Below are 17,321 nucleotides of genomic sequence, written 5' to 3' on the forward strand. Positions count from 1 at the left end.
GCTTCCCCGCCCGTCGCGAGGCGTCACCGCCCGCGGCGGGCGGCCGAACCCTTTACGGGCACCTGAGACGAAAGGCCCCCTTCCCGATGAATGTCGCCGACCTCCTCAGCCGCAGCGCCGCCGCGCACGGCCCCCGCACCGCCGTAGAGCTCGGCGACCAGTCCCTGACCTACACCGAACTCGACATCCTCGCCGGCCGGGTGGCCGCGCTGCTGTCGGTGCGTGGTGTCGCCCCGGGCGACCGGGTCGCCCTGATGATGCCCAACCTGCTGGAGTTCCCGGCCCTCTACTACGGCATCCTGCGCGCCGGCGCCGTCGTCGTTCCGATGAACCCACTCCTCAAGGCACGCGAGATCGCCCATTACCTGACCGACTCAGGTGCGGTCCTGGTGTTCGCCCACGAGTCGTCCACGGCCGAGGTCGCCACGGGTGCGCAGGGCACCGCAGCCGAGGTGATCCCGGTTGGTCCCGGCTCACTCACCGGCCTGCTCGCCGCCCACCCGGAACCGGTCACCAAAGCGCTCGGCGGCGGCCACGACACCGCGGTCATCCTCTACACCTCCGGGACCACGGGAGTCCCCAAGGGGGCCGAACTCACCCACACCGGCCTCACGCGCAACGCCGACATCACCGCACGGTCGCTGATCCGGCTGAGTCCCGAGGACACCGTGCTGGGTTGTCTGCCGCTCTTCCACGCCTTCGGCCAGACCTGCTCCATGAACACCGCGGTCGGCGTCGGTGCCCGGCTGACCCTGCTGCCCCGATTCGACCCCGTCCTGGCGCTGCAAACCGTCCAGCAGCGCCAGGTCACCGTCTTCGGGGGCGTGCCCACCATGTACGCGGCGATGCTCGCCGTGCACACACAGCAGCCCGGCACCTACGACTGTTCCACCCTGCGGGTGGGTATCTCGGGCGGCGCTGCGCTGCCCGTCGAGGTCCTGCACGGCTTCGAGAGCGCCTTCACCTGTCCTGTACTGGAGGGCTTCGGCATGTCCGAGACCTCCCCGGTCGCCTCCTTCAACCACCCGGACCGCCCCCGCAAGCCCGGCTCCGTCGGCACCCCGATCGAGGGGGTCGAGATGCGCCTGCTCGACGAGCACGACGGAGTGGGCGAGCTGTGCGTACGCGGCCACAACATCATGAAGGGCTACTGGGGCCGCCCCGAGGCCACGGCCGAAACCATCCAGGACGGCTGGCTGCGCACCGGCGACCTCGCGCGCGTCGACGAGGACGGCTTCTACTACATCGTCGACCGGAAGAAGGACCTGATCATCCGCGGGGGTTTCAACGTCTACCCCCGCGAGATCGAGGAAGTCCTCTACGAACACCCTGCAGTCGCCGAAGCAGCGGTGATCGGCGTCCTGCACCCCAGCCTCGGCGAGGAGGTCGCGGCCGCCGTCGCCGTGCTCCCCGGCTCCGGGGCCACCTCCGACGAGCTGCGGGAGTTCGTGCGGGCACGGGTCGCCCCGTACAAGTACCCCCGAGAGGTCTGGCTGGTCGACGCACTCCCCAAGGGAGCCACCGGCAAGATCCTCAAGCGCGAGATCGCAGCCCCGAGTCCGAGTTCCTGAGGCACCCTTCCCTGTCCGATCGCCCACGCCTTGCCTGCTCGTCCACGCCGGCCCGCTGCCACCGCGGGCCGGCGTGCAGTTTGCAAGCAGGCATCTTGCCGGGAATGCCCGGAATCCCGCCGGAGCCAGGATGGCTGTACGCCTCGCTCGTGGCCCACCGAGCCTTTGCGGAGCCGGCGCCCGCGGCGTGCCGGCAGTCGTCGGCGTGCCACGAACACCACGTATATCCAGGGGAGTTGGGAGTCCGACCGTGCAGTTTCCGGGAACCGCGCGCCGCGCAAGCGCGCCGGCCGCCGCCATGAACCGCTCCACATAAACCCGGTCGACACCTCCGCTCGGCAGGTTCACCTGGGCCGTGGTGTTGAACATCAGGCCGGTACGACCCTCCCCTCCCAGCCTTGTGCGAACGCTGGGCCCCGGAGTCTTCACAGTCAGCGCTGACTGTGAGAGTCTCGCTCCGCGGTCGGCGTCGGCGGTGAACGGTGGGCCCTGTGACGAAGCGTGAAGATCAACGTGCGGCAACGCGGCAGCGCATTGTGGACGCTGCCGTGGAGTCGTTGGTCGAGGTGGGGTTCGCCGCGGCGAGCACTCTGGAGGTGCAGCGCCGCGCGAGTGTGAGCCGGGGAGCATTGCTCCATCACTTCCCCACGCGCGAGGCGCTGTTCGGCGCGGCGATCGGTCAGCTGGTCGAGCGCAACGAAGAAGCGGTGCGCTCGGAGCTGGCGCGGACACCCCCGGGCACCGACCCGATCGCCCGGTCGTTGCGGGTTCTTCGGGCCGCGCTGATGCAACCTTCGTTCGGCGCGGAGCTGGAGCTGTGGGCGGCTGCCCGCACCAGCGAAGAACTACGGCGGGTGCTGCGCCACGCCGAAGGTGCCGCCCGACGGGACCTGCATCGGGTCCTCGCCGCCGTCATGGGCGACGAGTTGACGTCGTCTGCGGCCTACCCGCTCGTCGCAGATCTGACGGTGCAGCTGCTGCGCGGCATGACGATCTCCGACGTGCTGTACCGCGAGGCCGCGGACCGCGACGCACTGCTCGACCAGTGGGCGGACGTGGTCCGCATGATTCTCGCCGCTCCATCGGTCGCCAACCCGGTGAACCGGTCAGTCATTTCGGAAGGAACCGAGCACGCTCATGAGTGACACCGCACAGCAGGCCGTCCTGTACGAGGTCCGGGACCGCAAGGCGTACCTCACGCTGAACCGGCCGGACCGACTGAACGCGATCAACGACGATCTGGCGCGCGCGATCCCGGCCGCGGTCGAGCGGGCCAACGAGGATCCGGACGTCCACGTGATCGTCCTGCAAGGGGCGGGGCGGGCGTTCTGCTCCGGTTACGACCTCAAGGAGTACGCCGAGGACGGGGTCGGCACGCAGGAGACGGTGTGGGATCCGGTCAAGGACTACCGGATGATGAAGCGGAACACCGACGACTACTTCTCGCTGTGGCGGTCGCTGAAGCCGACGATCGCCAAGGTGCACGGCTTCGCGGTGGCGGGCGGCAGCGACATCGCCCTCTCCTGCGACCAGGTGGTCATGGCCGACGACGCACGCATCGGCTACATGCCGTCCCGCGTCTGGGGCTGCCCGACCACGGCGATGTGGGTCTACCGACTGGGTGCCGAACGCGCCAAGCGCATGCTGTTCACCGGTGACACCATCGACGGCCGACAAGCCGCCGACTGGGGCCTGGTCCTGGAGTCGGTCCCGGCCGAGGACCTGGACGCCGCGGTGGAGAAGCTGGCCGACCGGATAGCCGGAGTGCCCGTCAACCAGCTCGTCATGCAGAAACTGATGATCAATCAGGCCTACGACAACATGGGGCTGCAGGGCACGCAGATCCTGGCCACCTTGTTCGACGGCATCACCCGTCACAGCCCGGAAGGGCGCTGGTTCCAGAACTTCTCCGCCACCCACGGCTTCCACGAGGCGGTGAAGTGGCGCGACTCCGGCCGCTGGATACCCGAGGGCGGCGGCCCGGTCCCCACTCCGGCCGACCTGGAGGGCGATCGGTCATGACGACGCGGCTCGCTCACTCGCACTGGCCTGCCGACACCTCTCGTCCCATCCTGGAACTGACGCCCGGGGATGTGCTGCGACAGGCGGTCGCGGCCGTCCCGGACCGGATCGCGCTGGTCGAGGCCGCCCCGGCCGGCGGATCGCTGTCCGGCGCCGAGCGCACGGACCGGACATGGACCTACGCCGAGCTCCTTGCCGACTCCGAACTCGCCGCCGCGTGGCTGGCGGACCGCTTCGCCCCCGGTGAGCATGTCGCCGTCTGGGCCCCCAACATCCCCGAGTGGATCGTGCTGCAGTACGGAGCGGCACTGGCGGGGCTGGTCCTCGTGACGGCGAACCCGGCGCTGCGAGAGGCGGAGCTGGAGTACATCCTCGCCCAGTCGGGCTCGGTGGGCGTATTCCATGTCGATGCCTTCCGCGGCAGTGACATGGCCCCAGTGATCAACCGCATCCGCACCCGGTTGCCGCAGCTGCGCGAGGCCGTCGGCTTCGCCGGCTGGCGCGAGCGGATCCGGGCTGCCGAACCCGTGCAGCTGCCGGAGGTGGCACCCGGCGACCCGGCACAGATTCAGTACACCTCCGGGACCACCGGTTCCCCCAAGGGGGCGCTCCTGCATCATCGCGGCCTGGTGACCAACGCGGACTTCGTGGCCGCGCGTGCCGGCGTCCCCGAGGGGACGATCTGGGCGAGTGCGCTGCCGCTGTTCCACACGGCGGGCAGCGGGCTGTCCGTCCTGGGGACTACGGTGCGGCAGGGAACCCTGGTACTGCCCCAGTTCTTCCAGCCCGCACTCGTCCTGCAGGCCATGCAGGACTGGCAGGCCGACGTCTTCGGCGGCGTGCCGGCCATGCACCAGGCACTCCTCGCCCATCCGGACTTCGACGCCTACGACCTCTCCAGTTGCCGGATCATCATGTCCGGGGGCGACACGGTGCCTGCGTCGCTCGTCGAGACGGCCGAGCGGCGGTTCGGTGCGCGCTTCTCCACCGTCTACGGCCAGACCGAACTGAGTCCCATCCTCGCCCAGACCAGCCCGGACGATCTGCCCGACGACAAGGCCCACACCACTGGCCGGCCGCTGTGGCACGCCGAGGTCCAGATCACCGACCCTGCCACCGGCGACGTCCTGCCCATCGGCGAGCCGGGCGAGATCCTCGCCCGCGGATACCAAGTGATGCTGGGTTACCACGACCTCCCGGATGCCAGTGCCGCCGCCATCGACAGCAGCGGCTTGCTGCACACCGGCGACCTCGGAGTGATGGACGACCGTGGCTACCTACGCATCACCGGACGGCTCAAAGACATGATCATCCGGGGTGGCGAGAACATCTACCCCCGTGAGATCGAGACCGCCCTGACCGCCCACCCCAAGGTGGCCCGAGCCATCGTCCTCGGCATTCCCGATCCGGACTGGGGCGAACAAGTCGCCGCCGTCATCGAGCCCGCCGTACCGACCGCCCCACCCACCAGCACCGAACTCCACGACCATGCACGGGACTTGCTCGCTCCCCACAAGACCCCACACCGCTGGTATCTCGCCCAGACCATCCCCTCCAACAGCATGGGCAAGACCCAGAAATTCATCCTCCAGGACAAAATAGACGCCGGCGACCTTCCCGAACTCCCCTGACTCCCAGCGCTCCAGCTGCACCCCGACCCGGGCACGCCGGCCGGCGAAACCGCGACCCGGCAGGGCAACCGCCGCAACGAACACCCCTGCTCCAGGTCGAAGTATTGGGCGGCGACGGCCGCATTACGGAACCAGGGCCGCCCACCTTCAACGCCCTCGACCGTCGACGACCGCGGCCGGCAGGCCGACTTCGCCTGGGCCGACTCAGCCGTCAAGGTCGCCGCGGTCGTGGATCTCGACGGTCGCCCAGACCACGAAAGCGAAGAACGCGGTCGACGCAGTCTCGCGAGACGCAACCCAGCTGATCATTCTGCAGGTGGCGGTCACCACCGCCACCCACAGTCCGGTCCGAGGGTCATATCGGGCCCAGCACCTCGCGGGGTTCGGCTGCCAGCTCAAGGGTTTCGAGCACAGTGAGCAGTTGCCGTTCCTCGTAGCGGAAGTGGTTCTCCATGATCGCGGCGATACCTTCGAGGTGTTGGTCAAGCTCCTCAGGCGGCGCGGCCCGGTCGACCGCCGAGCGGAGGCTGCCGAGCAGTTGGGCGATCAGCGAGTGATCCTGCTCGAGCGAGCGCAGCACAGGGCGCAGCTCCGGATGCGCATCTGCGATGGCCGGGAACAAGGTGCGGTCTTCGCCCTGGTGGTGGCCGTCGAGAGCCGCGCAGAAGCCGTGGCAATACAGCAGCAGCTCACGGGTGGCTGCCTCCCCGAAGGTGCCGTCGGCAAGAGAGGCACGGGTCACGGACAGCGCTTCCCGTAGTCGGTGGTGCACCCGACGGAGTTCTTGGCTCCAGGCTACGAGCCTGGTCGTCTCGCGCTCAGTCACGCGACAACGAAGGGGGCGACGAGTGCATCGTCGGTCTCCTTCGATCCGGCGCCTCCATGCCTGACACGGTCTGCCACCGGCACGCGACGCTTCCCACACACTACAGTTCCCGGTGCCCGGTCGAGACCGCCGCCGTCCCGCATTCCGAGCGTGGCCACGTAACACCCCTTCTGGCACCGGAGCTCGACCGGCCTGATCGGGACGACGTCACCAACCCATGTCCCTGGCGACCTCCTCTTGAGCAGCTTCGATCTCCTCAGTGGTAGATCCGGTCAGGTCGGTGTCAGTGTCCGATTCCAACCGGGCAAGCAGATCCGCCAGTGCCTGTTTCTGGGTGGGGTGCGTCACCGGCACTGAGTCGAGATCCGTGCTCGTCAGCCAGTCGAACAGCACGACGGCATCAGCGCGCCACAGGCGCACGGTCACGGTGGGCAGATCGGTCATCATGGACACATGATGACTCCTCAACGGCTGTGGGCTGCCGACGGCACCTGGGAGCGTCTGTTGCAGCAGATCCAGGCCGCGAACGAGGCGGCGGGGCTAGATCGACTGAGACATCCGGGTGGACTCCACCGTCGTCCGCGCGCATCAGCCCCCGGCCGCTGCCTGCGCGGATCCGCCGCCGACACCCATGGCAAACGACCTGCAAGTGATCTGGGCTGGTGCGGTACTGGCCTCCTGCCGAGGAGGCAGCGGACCAGGCCGGCGTTCACCGAGCGGGCTCTTCGGGGGGTTCGCCGAGGAGAGTCCCGCAGGTGGTGACAGCCGGGCGGGAGCCCGTAGCCTTCCCGACTCAGCGTGGGAGTGCTGGTGAGTTGGGGGCCTCGATGTCGTTGTCGCCGCGGTTAGGCCGAAACGGAACAAGTAGTGGGTGTTTCACCCCGGTGAGTACCTCGTCCGCCAGCAGCTGACCTACGATTCCGCACAAGGTCACCCCGCTGTGCGTGACGGCCTCGTAGTATCCCCGCGCCTCCGTCGCCGGGCCGAGCGAGGGAAAACCGTCCCAGGGGATCGGCCTCCACCCCACACGAGCATCGACGAGTTCCGCATCAGCCAGCTCCGGCACAACCTCCCGCGCGAGGGCGAGCAACTCCTCGATGTGGGACGGCTGGGCATAGCCGGTTGGTCCCAGCTTGTTGTCGACAGCCCGGCTGTGGACGAGAACTTGATGGCGGCCGTCCACGCGAATCTCCACGTGTGGTGCATGCATGGCTTGTCGGACGGGGTTGGTCCTGCAGTGGAGGCGGGCGACGCAGCCAGGCTCTTCGATCAAGGGAAGCTCTCTCCCGATCATTTGCGCTACCAGGTCGCCGTGTGGGCCTGCCGCGTTGACGACGGCGTCGACCGGGTGCGTGGTCGTGCCGACCGTGATGTCAGTGATACGGGACTGGTTTACGCCGATAGCCCGTACGGGCCTGCCCAGGAGGGCGGTGGCTCCTTGTGCGACAGCGAGCGAAGTGAGCTGTTTGGCCAGACGTGGGGCGTCGATGGCCGGCTCGTCCGGGAAGTACGCCACTGGATGATCAGGATGCGGGAACCGCACGTGCGGTTCCAGGATCTCGTTCGCGTACCGGGCAGTCACGATCTCGGCGGGGTAGCCGCGTGCAGCGAGGCTGTCGACTCTGCTGCGGAGCTTCGCTGAGTCGTCTTCGGCTGCGGCCCAGCGCAGATGCCCGGTGGCCAGTACCCATTGTGCGTCGAGCTCGTCCGCCATCCCGGCGAGCTCGTGCAGCCCTTTCTCGCGCAGGGCAAAGTACGCGGGGTCTTCCACACTGCTTGCGTTCGCCCAGGCGAAGCTGGCCCTGGTGGTCGCCTCCCCGGGCTGGCCTGAGTCGACCAACACCACTTCCGCGCCGCGTTGCGCGAGCCGCCACGCGATCGCGCTACCGACGACACCGGCACCGACGACTGCGACCTTCACTTGTATGGCCTCCAGTTTCCAACGGCGGTACCGACAGGGTGCATTTACCCAGTCGACGTGGTTGGGTACCAGGCCAGGACGAGGTGCCGTCACGCACGACGAAGCTGGACCAGGCTGTTGCTGACGACGGCGGCTGTCCGATCGGCCGCATTCCACACGCCCAGCGAGTCCTGGATCGCCGCTGTGGGGCGGTAGGCGATTGATGACCAGCGCCACGGCGGCCCGGGCGCTGTCCAGTCTCTGCGATACGCGAGCTAGCCCGACGCAGCCCTCGGCACATCTCTTGATTGACGTCCTGCCCGCCCTGAAGGACGGAGAGTCCCCACGGCATGCCGCGTATCGAATGGCATCACGTCGAAGGGGTCGTGCCGCGTGTGAGTTCGGCGAGGGAGATCGGTGAACCGAGGATCCGCTCGGCCGCACGATGGCCTGAGCAGAGCGCGCCGTGGACGGTCGCCGGGTCGCTCCCCCAGGTCGCCTCTCCTGCAAAGTGGAGAACGCCGTCGACGGGTTCTGCCATCGCATCATGGTCGTCGTGCGAAGAGCCGACGGCGACGTAGGAGTACGAGCCGAGAGCGAGTGGGTCGCTGCCCCATCGCGTGATCCAGTGCGCCACCGGCTCGGGGACCGAGTTGCCGTAGATCTTGCGGAGAGAGCTGAGCACCGACGAGACCACCTCTTCGTCGCTCTTCTGCTCGATCTCGCGCCCCCAAGCACCGCCGGCGAAGGTCAGCAGCATCGGCCTACCGCTCACCGCGGAGACGTCGTACCAGGAGTGCCAGGGCACGCCGGCCGGACCGTGCTGCCGGATCGCGTAGACATCGTCCGGCCAGAACTGCTTCTCGAACTGCAGGAAGACCTTGTTGAACACGCCCATTCCGAGTCGAGCGATCGGTCCCGCGACGGCGTCGGGCAGAGCGGGCGTGAAGTCGATGGCCCCTGCTTTGAGCACGCCCAACGGGACCGTGACGATCACGTGGGCGGCCTCGAAAGACTCGTTCTCCGTGTCGACGCGCACCCCCGCGGACAACCTGGTGATGGCGGTCACGGTCATACCCAGGCGCACGTCGAGACCTTCTGCGAGAGCACGGGGCAGCGCATCGTAGCCGCCCGGGAAGATCACTTCGTCACCTTCGATGGCGTCCTCGTCGAGGGCGTGAGCGGCGACCTGTTCGACCTCTGCGCCGCATTGTTCCTCCGTCCGATGCCGGTAGAAGGCACGCACGCGGTCGGCGCGTTCGGGTTCCCATCCGGTCGCGGCAAGGGCGCGCTCGGCGGCGGTGGCGTAACTCTCGTCGTGACCGGACTTCGCGACGGTGACCTGGAGAAGCTCATCTGCCGTGTCGACGTCGGTGATCCATTCTCGTGTCGCGTCGTCGTCCAGCAGGCGCCGAGATTCGTCGTAGTCGGCGATGGGCCGCCCGCCGGCCTGGAAGCTCCCGACCGTGAACTCGCGCGTCTCCATCCCCAGCTCGGCGACAAGTCCCGTAAGTGGGTTGCCGGTGAGGCCATGGATCCATGAGGCTCCTCGGTCGACGGAGAAGCCTGCCGTGCGGTCCGTCCATGTCCGCCCGCCGATACGGTCTCGCGCCTCGAGCACGACCACGCGCTGTCCTGCCGCGTGAAGCAGACGCGCCGCTGTGATGCCAGCGATTCCCGCGCCGATGACGATGGTGTCCATCAACTTCTCTTCTCCTGTCCAAGTCTTACGGTCGGATCTGGGTGCTGGCTGTCGGAGGCAAGTGAGCCGTCGACGGCGCAGCTTTTCGGTGAAGCGCGGGCAACTGGGTGTCGTGGCGGAGAGAACGCCTGCCGTAGGAGTCGCGTGATCGCCTGCGGTCGTCGGCGTGCGGCGGCGGGGACGGCTCCGCGTACGCAGCTGGACCGCGGCCTGCGGGTGTGCGACGTCAGGGGGCGTATCCGAGTTGGTCGAGGGCCCGGTCGAGCATGTCGGCGTAGAAGTCGGCTGCGGTGGTGTCGATGCACAGCGGTGGTTTGATCTTCAGGATGTTGAGGTGGTCGCCTGTGGGCTGGACGATCACGCCGAGGTCGAGCATGCGGTCGCACAGTTCCGCGGTCTCTTCCGTGGCGGGCTGCAGGGTGTGGCGGTCGCGGACGAGTTCGAGGCCGAGGTAGAGGCCCGAGCCGTGCACGGCGCCGATGATGTCGTAGCGGTCGGCCAGCGCCTCCAGGCGGTGCTTGAGGTGATGGCCGACCCGTACCGCATTGCCCTGGAGGTCTTCGTCGCGCAGAGTGTCCAGGACGGTGAGGCCTACAGTGCTGGAGACCGGGCTGCCGCCCGTGGAGGAGAAGAAGTAGCCCTGCTCGCGGTACTGCTCGGCGACTGCCTTGGAAGTGATGACCGCGCCGAGCGGGTGGCCGTTGCCCATGGCCTTGGCGACGCAGACGATGTCGGGGACCACTTGCTGCTGCTCGAAGCCCCAGAACCAGTGGCCCAGGCGGCCGTAGCCGACCTGGACCTCGTCGGCGACGGTCAGGCCGCCGTGACGGTGGATCGCCGCGTACACCTGGGCGAGGTAGCCGTCGGGCAGCGATACTCCCCCGGCGTTGCCGTAGAAGGTCTCGCTGAGGAAGGCTCCTGGCGGGCGTCCGGATGAGACCAGTTCGTCGATGATGGCGACGGCCTCGGGGGCGTAGCGGGCGGCGTCCGGCCCGCGGTGCCGGCCTCGATAGGAATTGGGCGAGTCCACGGTGTGCACCCAACTGGGCCGGGTGGCGAGGGCGTTGGGGTTGTCCTGCAGGGATGTGGAGACCGCGTCGGAGGCGTACGTCCAGCCGTGGTAGGCCTCGCGCAGCGCGACGACGTCGCTCTGACCGGAGGCGCCGATGGCGAGCCGGATGCCGAGATCCACCGCTTCGGAACCGGAGTTGACGAGGAACACCGTGTCCAGGGGGTCGGGCAGCAGTGCAGCGAGGCGTTCGGTGAACTCCACCACCGAGGCGTAGTGGAACCGTGAGTTGGTGTTCAGGCGCCGCAGCTGCCGCGCGACGGCCTGCTCGATGCGCGGGTGGGCGTGGCCGAGCGGGGTGACGTTGTTGACGATGTCGAGGTAGGAGCGGCCGTCGGTGGAGAGCAGGTGGTGGCGCCAGCCGCGCTCGATGCGGGGCGGGGCGGCGTAGTAGTGCCCTTGTACGGTCGCGAACACCGCCTCTCGCCGCTCCAACAGGTCCGTGGGGGAGGTGGGGTTGGTGGCCGAGAGGCCGAGGAGCGGGGCGGGATCTGCCGTGAGCGGAAGCCAACCGGCGGCGTACTCGGGTCGCACCAGGCGGGGGACGGTGGGACTGTCGGGGTTGTGGATCGTGATGTGGAGCGTGGTGCCAGACGTGAAGTGGGCCAGGTCCTCGCCCGCCTCGACCTCCGTGCCGGTGGTGATCAGTGAGTGAACCGTGTCGGGGAAGGCCAGGGTCAGTACCTGCTGGCCGTACGTGATCTCCAGTCGGCCCGGTTGCGCCGCGAGGACCGTTCCCACGGCTGGGGCCTGCGCCGAGACGGGCCGGTCGAGCCACAGGTCGATGCCGGTGGGCATCGTGGCAGGGGAAAGGGCTGACAGGGATGGCGCCTGGGTGAGGCGGGCCTGTCCGTACCGGGTGACTGCCGCAGCGGCTCCCTCCGCCAGCGCCTGCGCTGCCAGCCGGCCTTCGGCGCCGGCTTCGCACCAGGCGCCGCGGTCCATTGCGTCGGCGCCGGTGGACAGGTCCAGGACGGTGATGTCGTCGGCAGCGAGGCCGCGCAGCAGCAGGTGCGACGGCACATCCGTCGCTGCCGGTGCGTCGGCCTGGCCGACGGCATCCTTGACCAGGTGCGTCATCACTGACAGGGGCAGGCTGGTGGCCTGCTCGAAGATGCGCCATTCACGTTCGAGTGCGGACGTGGCATAGGTGTTGTCCTCGTCGACAGCAGCCTGTTGGCGCCCGCTGGCAACCAGGCCGGCGGCGCGCAGGACCACGAGCGGCCACAGCACCTCCGCCTCCTGTCCGGACAGCGGACGCTCGGCGTGGAAAGCGCGGACGGCGGGCAGCACCTGGTGGGGCTCGACTCCGTCGTGGTGCAGCATCGAGGAGAGCGATACGGCGAGTTCGCTGACCGCCCAACTCGTGGTCAGGTCACCGAAGTCAATGACACCGTCAGGCACGGGCACGTGGCTGCCCGGAGTGCGTATCAGGTTGTCGTCGGTGAGGTCGAGGTGGACGGCCTGCAGCGGCAACCCGTCGGCGTGCTGCTCGACCTGCTCCCAGGCGTCGGCGGTGGCGGCGCGGACTGCTGTGCGGCGGTCCAACTCGCCGATGTACTCGTCGAGTTCGGTGACAACTCGATGGGCGTGGCGCAGGTCCCACTGCAGTACGCGGTCAAGGCCCGGGTGCCGGAAGTCGCGCAGGGCTGCGGAGACCTTTCCGGTGATCGTGCCCATGACCGCTACCGTGCTCGGCGACAGGTGTCGCGGGCCGGAAAGCGCGCCGCCGGGCAGGTATCGCAGCAGCCGCGCGATCGCCGGCCCGCTCTCCGTGTCCACTGTCCGGCAGAGAGCAGACCCGTCAGGGTGGCGCAGCACGGTGGCGATGCGAAGTTCCGGGTGGGCCGCGGCGATCAGGTCGGCGGCCGTGTCTTGAGCGTCGATCTCCGCCGGACCGAAGGCCGGATTGGCAACCTTCAGCACCGCCAAGGGCGTCCCGTCACCGTCGCGCAGCAGGAAGTTGGCGTCCTGCTGACTCCCCAGCTCCTGCGCGCGAACGGTTGCTCCGAGCAGCTGACCGGCTATGCGCTCGGCCTGAGCAGGCGTCACCTGTGGTGCGGGGAGCGCACCTTGGGTGAAGAAGTCGATGGTGCGGTGCTCGTCGAGCGGCATGGAGGTCCTCGGCTGGCTGGGCGAAGCGTGAAGTAGGCGGGTGTCCGAGTGCTGCTTGGGCCTGTCCGGCAGATCAGTCCACGCCTGGGGTGGTGGGCGTCTTTCCGTTCAGGTGAACGGGTACGTCTGCGTCTGCGTCTGCGTCTGCGTCTGCGTCTGCGTCGAACTGCGAGGCGCAGCCGGCAGGTATTGCGGAGCGTCGGCACCGACGATCTCTCGAATGGGGCGCACTTCTCGGGTGAAGCCGAGAGCGACGAGAGGGAGTAGCGGACCCGCGACCGCGGCATGATCCGCCGGACCGTCTAATCGACCTCCCACATGAACCGGTGGGTGTGAATGCCGAAGTACGGGAAGCTCTCCACGGACGCGACCCCGTCGACGGTCCGTACGACGTCGTTGATGAAGTCCAGAAGATCGCGCGGCTTACTGCACACGACCTCGACAAACAGGTCGAAGCGGCCCGAGGTGAGGACACTGTAGACAACCTCGTCGTGCCGGGAGAGCTCGTCCGCCACGGCCCGGGAGTCGCCTCCGACCCGCAGCCCCAGGAGCGCCATCGTCTGCTGGTTCATGGTCATCGGGTCGGTCACCCCGACGACCTGCACCACTTTGGCGTCGATCAGCCGCTGCAGCCGGAGCCGCGCGGCCGAGGGGGAAAGCCCCACCTTCGGCCCCAGCTCGGCGTAGGGGATACGGCCGTCGATCTGCAGCTCCCGCAGGATCGCGCGGTCGGTGTCATCCATGAAGAAGCTCCCTCCTCTGCATGAACGGCGCATCATGCACTCGTTTCCATCACCATGGCCGATCTCAACGCGAGAATCAACAGTATCCACGGCGGAATCGAGCGTGAGCTAGTGCGCACCCCGCCCTCACCGGCTCGCCCCGAGTCGAATCCGAGGCATGGACGGGATCCACTCGCGTCACCGACAGACGGAAAGCCTGACCGTGCAGTCCCAGAACTTGCTCAACGTCCCGCCTCTGGAGTCGCGTGACAGTCGCCGGCGATCTCTGCCAGTCCGGTCACGTCCTCACGGCCGCGGATGGGTGTACCGGCACGGGTGAGACAGCGGACTCTGCCGCTAATGGGCTCCCCCGTAATAGATCTTCCGGGGTGGTATCTGCCAGGTGGGCCGGTGGTCAGCGGGTGAGGTCGAGGTTGTGGAGCCGGGGGTAACTACCCGGTTCTCGATCTTGACTACTCTCCCGTCATGACAGACCAACCACTGGGCACCCCTCCGCACGACACGGCCGCAGTGATCGCCCATGAGATCTACGGTGTCAACGACCACATCGCCAGTATCGCCAGGGCGCTTGAGTCGTACCAGTGTGATGTCTTCACGCCGAACTTCCTGCCGTCGGGCGCTGTGTATCCCCGGGAGGAGGAGTCCAGGGCATACAGCGAGTTCATGCGAGCTTCTGGTGTGACGAGGATGAGCGAGGCGCTCACACAGTTCACCGAAGGCCTGCGCGAGCGCTATCGGAGAGTGCTCTGCGTCGGGTTCAGCGTCGGAGCCACCAGCGCCTGGATCGCTTCCGGAACCGGTGCGGTGGACAAGGCCGTGTGCATCTACGGGTCTCGGATCCGTGACCACCTGGATGTCCAGCCGACGGCCCCGTGCCTCGTAGTCTTCGCCGAGCAGGAGCCGAGCTTCTCGGCGCCGGCAGTAGCCGAACGTCTGGCGGCTCAAGCAGATGTGGCGACAGAGATCTATCCATGCAGCCATGGCTTCTGCGACCCCGGCAGTCCCCACTACTCCGCCGAGTACAGCCACCAGGCATGGAACTCGACTATCCGCTTCCTGGGGCTGTCCCGGCGAAAGCGTGAGCTGTCCGGCTGAGACAGACGAGCCGTGCGACCCGATCCACTCGCATGGACCCAAGAATCAGTTACGAGACAGCCCTTGAGTCACAGCTGGCCGGAGTAGGGGGTGCCGCCGAGCCAGGTGGTGCCGTCGATCAGTTCCCGCATCGCGTCCAAGTGGCCGCTGTGGCAGGCGACTTCGGTCAGCACGTGGATCAGGATGTGCCGCACGTCAGGCAGCCGCCAGGTCGGCCATATCTCCACGGGCCAGACAGCGGGCTCCTGTTCGGGCGCGGCGGCGGCGAGCACGGCGTCCGCGCGCGCGATGGCCGCCCGATAGTCGGCGAAGACCTCCTCGGCGCTCATCCCCTCGGGTACGTACCAGTGCGTCTGCGCACCTGCCGTGAGCTGTCCGGCCACATCCGGCTCGCCCGCGACCACGCCAGGGAACCAGAAGGCTTCGACATCCAGGGTGAGGTGACGCACCAAGGCCAGGCCACTCCAGCCGCTGGGCAGCACCGGCCGCCGTAGATCCTCCTCCGAGAGCCCTTCGAGGATCCCGAGGACGTGCTCGCGCTGGCGGCCCAGGGCGCCCTTGAGGGCACCGAGTTCGGCGTTCACCGGGCTGCGCACAGCTCGGCGAGGCGATCCAGAGTGCTCGCCATTTGGGTCTGCCACCAGGCGCGCCCGCTGTCCACTTCCGCGCGTTTGTCCTCCGACATGCGTGAACCTTCGAAGATCTCGGTCACGGTCGTCGCACAGGCCCCGTCTGGGAGCAGATCGAAAATCCACCGGTGGCCCCACACGGCGCCGGGCACCAAGGCGTCCGGGTGCCCGCGACCGGGCTGCGGCTCCCAGGCGATGCGGCGGTCCGGCTCGTACTCGACGACATGGTTGTTCATCTCGTAGTCGCCGAGGCGCTCGTGATACATGCGCAGCACGAAGATGTCTCCGCCGCCCGAGACCACGGCGTCTGAGACGCCACCGCGCAGCATCCCCGAGCCGTCGAGGTCTGGGTGGCGTCCGGGGTCGGCCAGGATCTGGAAGATGTCCCCCGCTGGGGCGCCGATACGCCGACACACCTCCACCACGACCTCGCCCGTCGCACTTGTCATCCCCGCTCCTCCGTCAACCGCAGAGCATGAACTTGACCCCGGCCTGGACGCTACACCCGGGGTACGACAACGCCTGGCCGACAACGTACGAGAGCCGCCCTACACGGACTCCCACCAAGCCGGTTCCGGGAAGGACTGGCCTGCCGCCCCGGTGAACCTTCCTGGTCACGGCACTTGCGTCTGTCGCAAAAGTGGATCTTGAATTGCGACGATCATGGTGTGGCGCAAGGGGATCTGACGGACCGGCAATGGGCTCGCCTGGAGCCGTTGCTGCCAGCGGGGAAGAGCGCCGGCAGGCCGCGGACGTGGACGCGTCGGCAACTGATCGACGGGATACGGTGGCGCAGCCATCAACGAGTGGCTTCGATCAGCACCCTAGAGCCGTCCCGGCCGTCGTCTTCTTGCCCACGGCTCCCACACTCGTCGACACAGACCCAGGGCCCGGCCAGTCGAACATCCTCGCCCCGACTTGACCTTACCCTCAAGGGCAAGGCTTAGCGTTCTTCGAGGTGAGAGGCATGCAGATCAGTGAGCTGGCCCGCCGGGCGGGCGTGACAACGAAAGCGGTGCGCTACTACGAATCGCTGGGCTTGCTCACGCCCGGGCGGCTGGCCAACGGCTACCGGGACTACAACGAGCACGACGTACGACTCGCGCAAGAGATCCGGGCGCTCAGCAGTCTCGGGATTCCCGTGGAGCGCACCCGCCCATTCCTGGAGTGCCTCACGGCCGGTCATCGACACGCCGACGACTGTCCGGCCTCGCTGGCTGGTTACCGGGACGCGATCGACGAGCTCACCCAGCGGATCGAGGGGCTCACCACCCGTCGGGCGGTACTGGTCGCGCACCTGCAACAGGCCGCCCAGCGTGGCAGTCGCGTCTCACCGGCCAGCGAAGGAGAGGACCTGATGACTGATTACACGAGCGTGCCCGCCGACCTGCCCGTCCCTGAGGACGACGGCGCGGCTACTCATCTGCTGGGCACGAAGGCGCCGCACCTGGAACTCCAGGGCACCGGCGGCACGGCCGTGCGCCTCGACGCGCTCGGCGCGGGCCGCACGGTGATCTACATCTACCCGCTCACCGGACGCCCGGGCGTCGACCTGCCCGACGGCTGGGACTCGATTCCTGGGGCGCGTGGCTGCACCCCCGAGGCATGCGGCTTCCGCGATCACTACCAGGATCTTCTCGCCGCCGGCGCGGACGGCGTGTTCGGCCTCTCCAGCCAGGAGACCGACTACCAGCGTGAGGTCGTCGAGCGGCTCCACCTGCCGTTCCAGATGCTCTCCGACCCTGCACGGAGCCTGGCGCAGGAACTCGGCCTGCCCACGTTCGAGACCAGCGGGCTGACGCTCTACAAACGCCTGACTCTGATCATCCGCGACGGCGTGGTCGAGCACGTCTTCTATCCGATCTTCCCCCCGGACGGGCACGCCGACCAGGTCCTGACCTGGCTGAGGGACAACCGTTCCTAAAGACTGAGCGGGAGTGAGTCCTGTTGCCAGAGCCCATGCTCAGCCGAACGCCCCGAGCGGTCCTGGGCGTTCTGGTCCACCGCGTTCCTGCCGC

The 17,321-nt window shown here is 68.1% G+C and carries 15 protein-coding genes; 7 read left to right on the plus strand and 8 right to left on the minus strand.

Annotated features, from left to right (window positions below):
* Nucleotides 1-86 precede the first annotated feature (86 nt).
* From ACZ67T_RS35010 to ACZ67T_RS35025, 4 genes are all read left to right on the plus strand, one after another.
* Complete coding sequence (locus ACZ67T_RS35010) at nt 87-1,571, plus strand: long-chain-fatty-acid--CoA ligase (protein ID WP_469989543.1); 1,485 nt, start codon at nt 87-89, stop codon at nt 1,569-1,571.
* Nucleotides 1,572-2,062: 491 nt separating this feature from the next.
* Entirely contained in the window at nt 2,063-2,716 is a 654-nt protein-coding gene (locus ACZ67T_RS35015) for a TetR/AcrR family transcriptional regulator (protein ID WP_469989544.1), read from the plus strand.
* A complete protein-coding gene (locus tag ACZ67T_RS35020) occupies nt 2,709-3,593 on the plus strand; it encodes a crotonase/enoyl-CoA hydratase family protein (protein ID WP_469989546.1) in 885 nt (294 codons plus the stop codon). The genes ACZ67T_RS35015 and ACZ67T_RS35020 overlap by 8 nt, the downstream gene beginning before the upstream one ends.
* Nucleotides 3,590-5,224, plus strand: coding sequence for a class I adenylate-forming enzyme family protein (locus ACZ67T_RS35025; protein WP_469989547.1), 1,635 nt, complete (start codon nt 3,590-3,592; stop codon nt 5,222-5,224). The genes ACZ67T_RS35020 and ACZ67T_RS35025 overlap by 4 nt, the downstream gene beginning before the upstream one ends.
* 355 nt (nt 5,225-5,579) lie before the next feature.
* Here ACZ67T_RS35025 and ACZ67T_RS35030 read toward each other — a convergent pair whose 3' ends face one another.
* From ACZ67T_RS35030 to ACZ67T_RS35055, 6 genes are all read right to left on the minus strand, one after another.
* On the minus strand, nt 5,580-6,050 hold the full coding sequence (locus tag ACZ67T_RS35030; protein WP_469989549.1) for a hemerythrin domain-containing protein: 471 nt from the start codon (nt 6,048-6,050) through the stop codon (nt 5,580-5,582).
* A 207-nt stretch (nt 6,051-6,257) separates the two neighbouring features.
* Nucleotides 6,258-6,497 carry a hypothetical protein gene (locus tag ACZ67T_RS35035; RefSeq protein WP_469989551.1) on the minus strand — a complete coding sequence of 80 codons (240 nt, stop codon included), beginning with the start codon at nt 6,495-6,497 and terminating at the stop codon, nt 6,258-6,260.
* 346 nt (nt 6,498-6,843) lie between these two features.
* On the minus strand, nt 6,844-7,971 hold the full coding sequence (locus tag ACZ67T_RS35040; protein WP_469989552.1) for an NAD(P)/FAD-dependent oxidoreductase: 1,128 nt from the start codon (nt 7,969-7,971) through the stop codon (nt 6,844-6,846).
* Nucleotides 7,972-8,320: 349 nt separating this feature from the next.
* Nucleotides 8,321-9,652, minus strand: a complete 1,332-nt coding sequence (locus ACZ67T_RS35045; protein ID WP_469989554.1) for a flavin monoamine oxidase family protein — start codon at nt 9,650-9,652, stop codon at nt 8,321-8,323.
* A 226-nt stretch (nt 9,653-9,878) separates the two neighbouring features.
* Entirely contained in the window at nt 9,879-12,836 is a 2,958-nt protein-coding gene (locus ACZ67T_RS35050) for an aminotransferase (protein WP_469989556.1), read from the minus strand.
* A gap of 302 nt (nt 12,837-13,138) precedes the next feature.
* Nucleotides 13,139-13,579, minus strand: coding sequence for an Lrp/AsnC family transcriptional regulator (locus ACZ67T_RS35055; protein ID WP_469989558.1), 441 nt, complete (start codon nt 13,577-13,579; stop codon nt 13,139-13,141).
* A gap of 510 nt (nt 13,580-14,089) precedes the next feature.
* On the opposite strand from ACZ67T_RS35055, the gene ACZ67T_RS35060 reads away from it, so the two are divergent.
* Complete coding sequence (locus ACZ67T_RS35060; RefSeq protein ID WP_469989559.1) at nt 14,090-14,674, plus strand: dienelactone hydrolase family protein; 585 nt, start codon at nt 14,090-14,092, stop codon at nt 14,672-14,674.
* Between the two features lie 68 nt (nt 14,675-14,742).
* Here ACZ67T_RS35060 and ACZ67T_RS35065 read toward each other — a convergent pair whose 3' ends face one another.
* Together ACZ67T_RS35065 and ACZ67T_RS35070 are read right to left on the minus strand one after the other, a co-directional pair.
* Nucleotides 14,743-15,258 (minus strand): DinB family protein, encoded by a 516-nt coding sequence (locus tag ACZ67T_RS35065; protein ID WP_469989574.1) that lies wholly within the window; start codon nt 15,256-15,258, stop codon nt 14,743-14,745.
* Nucleotides 15,255-15,752: an SRPBCC family protein gene (locus tag ACZ67T_RS35070; RefSeq protein WP_469989561.1), complete on the minus strand. Its 498-nt coding sequence runs from the start codon at nt 15,750-15,752 to the stop codon at nt 15,255-15,257. The genes ACZ67T_RS35065 and ACZ67T_RS35070 overlap by 4 nt, the downstream gene beginning before the upstream one ends.
* A 219-nt stretch (nt 15,753-15,971) precedes the next feature.
* Here ACZ67T_RS35070 and ACZ67T_RS35075 point away from each other — a divergent pair, with 219 nt between their 5' ends.
* Nucleotides 15,972-16,250, plus strand: a complete 279-nt coding sequence (locus ACZ67T_RS35075; RefSeq protein WP_469989562.1) for a transposase — start codon at nt 15,972-15,974, stop codon at nt 16,248-16,250.
* Between the two features lie 20 nt (nt 16,251-16,270).
* A complete protein-coding gene (locus tag ACZ67T_RS35080; protein WP_469989564.1) occupies nt 16,271-17,227 on the plus strand; it encodes a redoxin family protein in 957 nt (318 codons plus the stop codon).
* Nucleotides 17,228-17,321: the final 94 nt, after the last annotated feature.

The sequence above is a fragment of the Streptomyces sp. NPDC107517 genome (assembly GCF_055582645.1).

Excerpts from the sequence above, each read along its gene's own strand:
- ACZ67T_RS35080 (WP_469989564.1), top strand. The coding sequence starts at position 16,271 with ATGCAGATCAGTGAGCTGGCCCGCCGGGCGGGCGTGACAACGAAAGCG.
- ACZ67T_RS35045 (WP_469989554.1), bottom strand. The coding sequence starts at position 9,652 with ATGGACACCATCGTCATCGGCGCGGGAATCGCTGGCATCACAGCGGCG.
- ACZ67T_RS35035 (WP_469989551.1), bottom strand. The coding sequence starts at position 6,497 with ATGATGACCGATCTGCCCACCGTGACCGTGCGCCTGTGGCGCGCTGAT.
- ACZ67T_RS35070 (WP_469989561.1), bottom strand. The coding sequence starts at position 15,752 with ATGACAAGTGCGACGGGCGAGGTCGTGGTGGAGGTGTGTCGGCGTATC.
- ACZ67T_RS35055 (WP_469989558.1), bottom strand. The coding sequence starts at position 13,579 with ATGGATGACACCGACCGCGCGATCCTGCGGGAGCTGCAGATCGACGGC.
- ACZ67T_RS35010 (WP_469989543.1), top strand. The coding sequence starts at position 87 with ATGAATGTCGCCGACCTCCTCAGCCGCAGCGCCGCCGCGCACGGCCCC.
- ACZ67T_RS35050 (WP_469989556.1), bottom strand. The coding sequence starts at position 12,836 with ATGCCGCTCGACGAGCACCGCACCATCGACTTCTTCACCCAAGGTGCG.
- ACZ67T_RS35020 (WP_469989546.1), top strand. The coding sequence starts at position 2,709 with ATGAGTGACACCGCACAGCAGGCCGTCCTGTACGAGGTCCGGGACCGC.
- ACZ67T_RS35025 (WP_469989547.1), top strand. The coding sequence starts at position 3,590 with ATGACGACGCGGCTCGCTCACTCGCACTGGCCTGCCGACACCTCTCGT.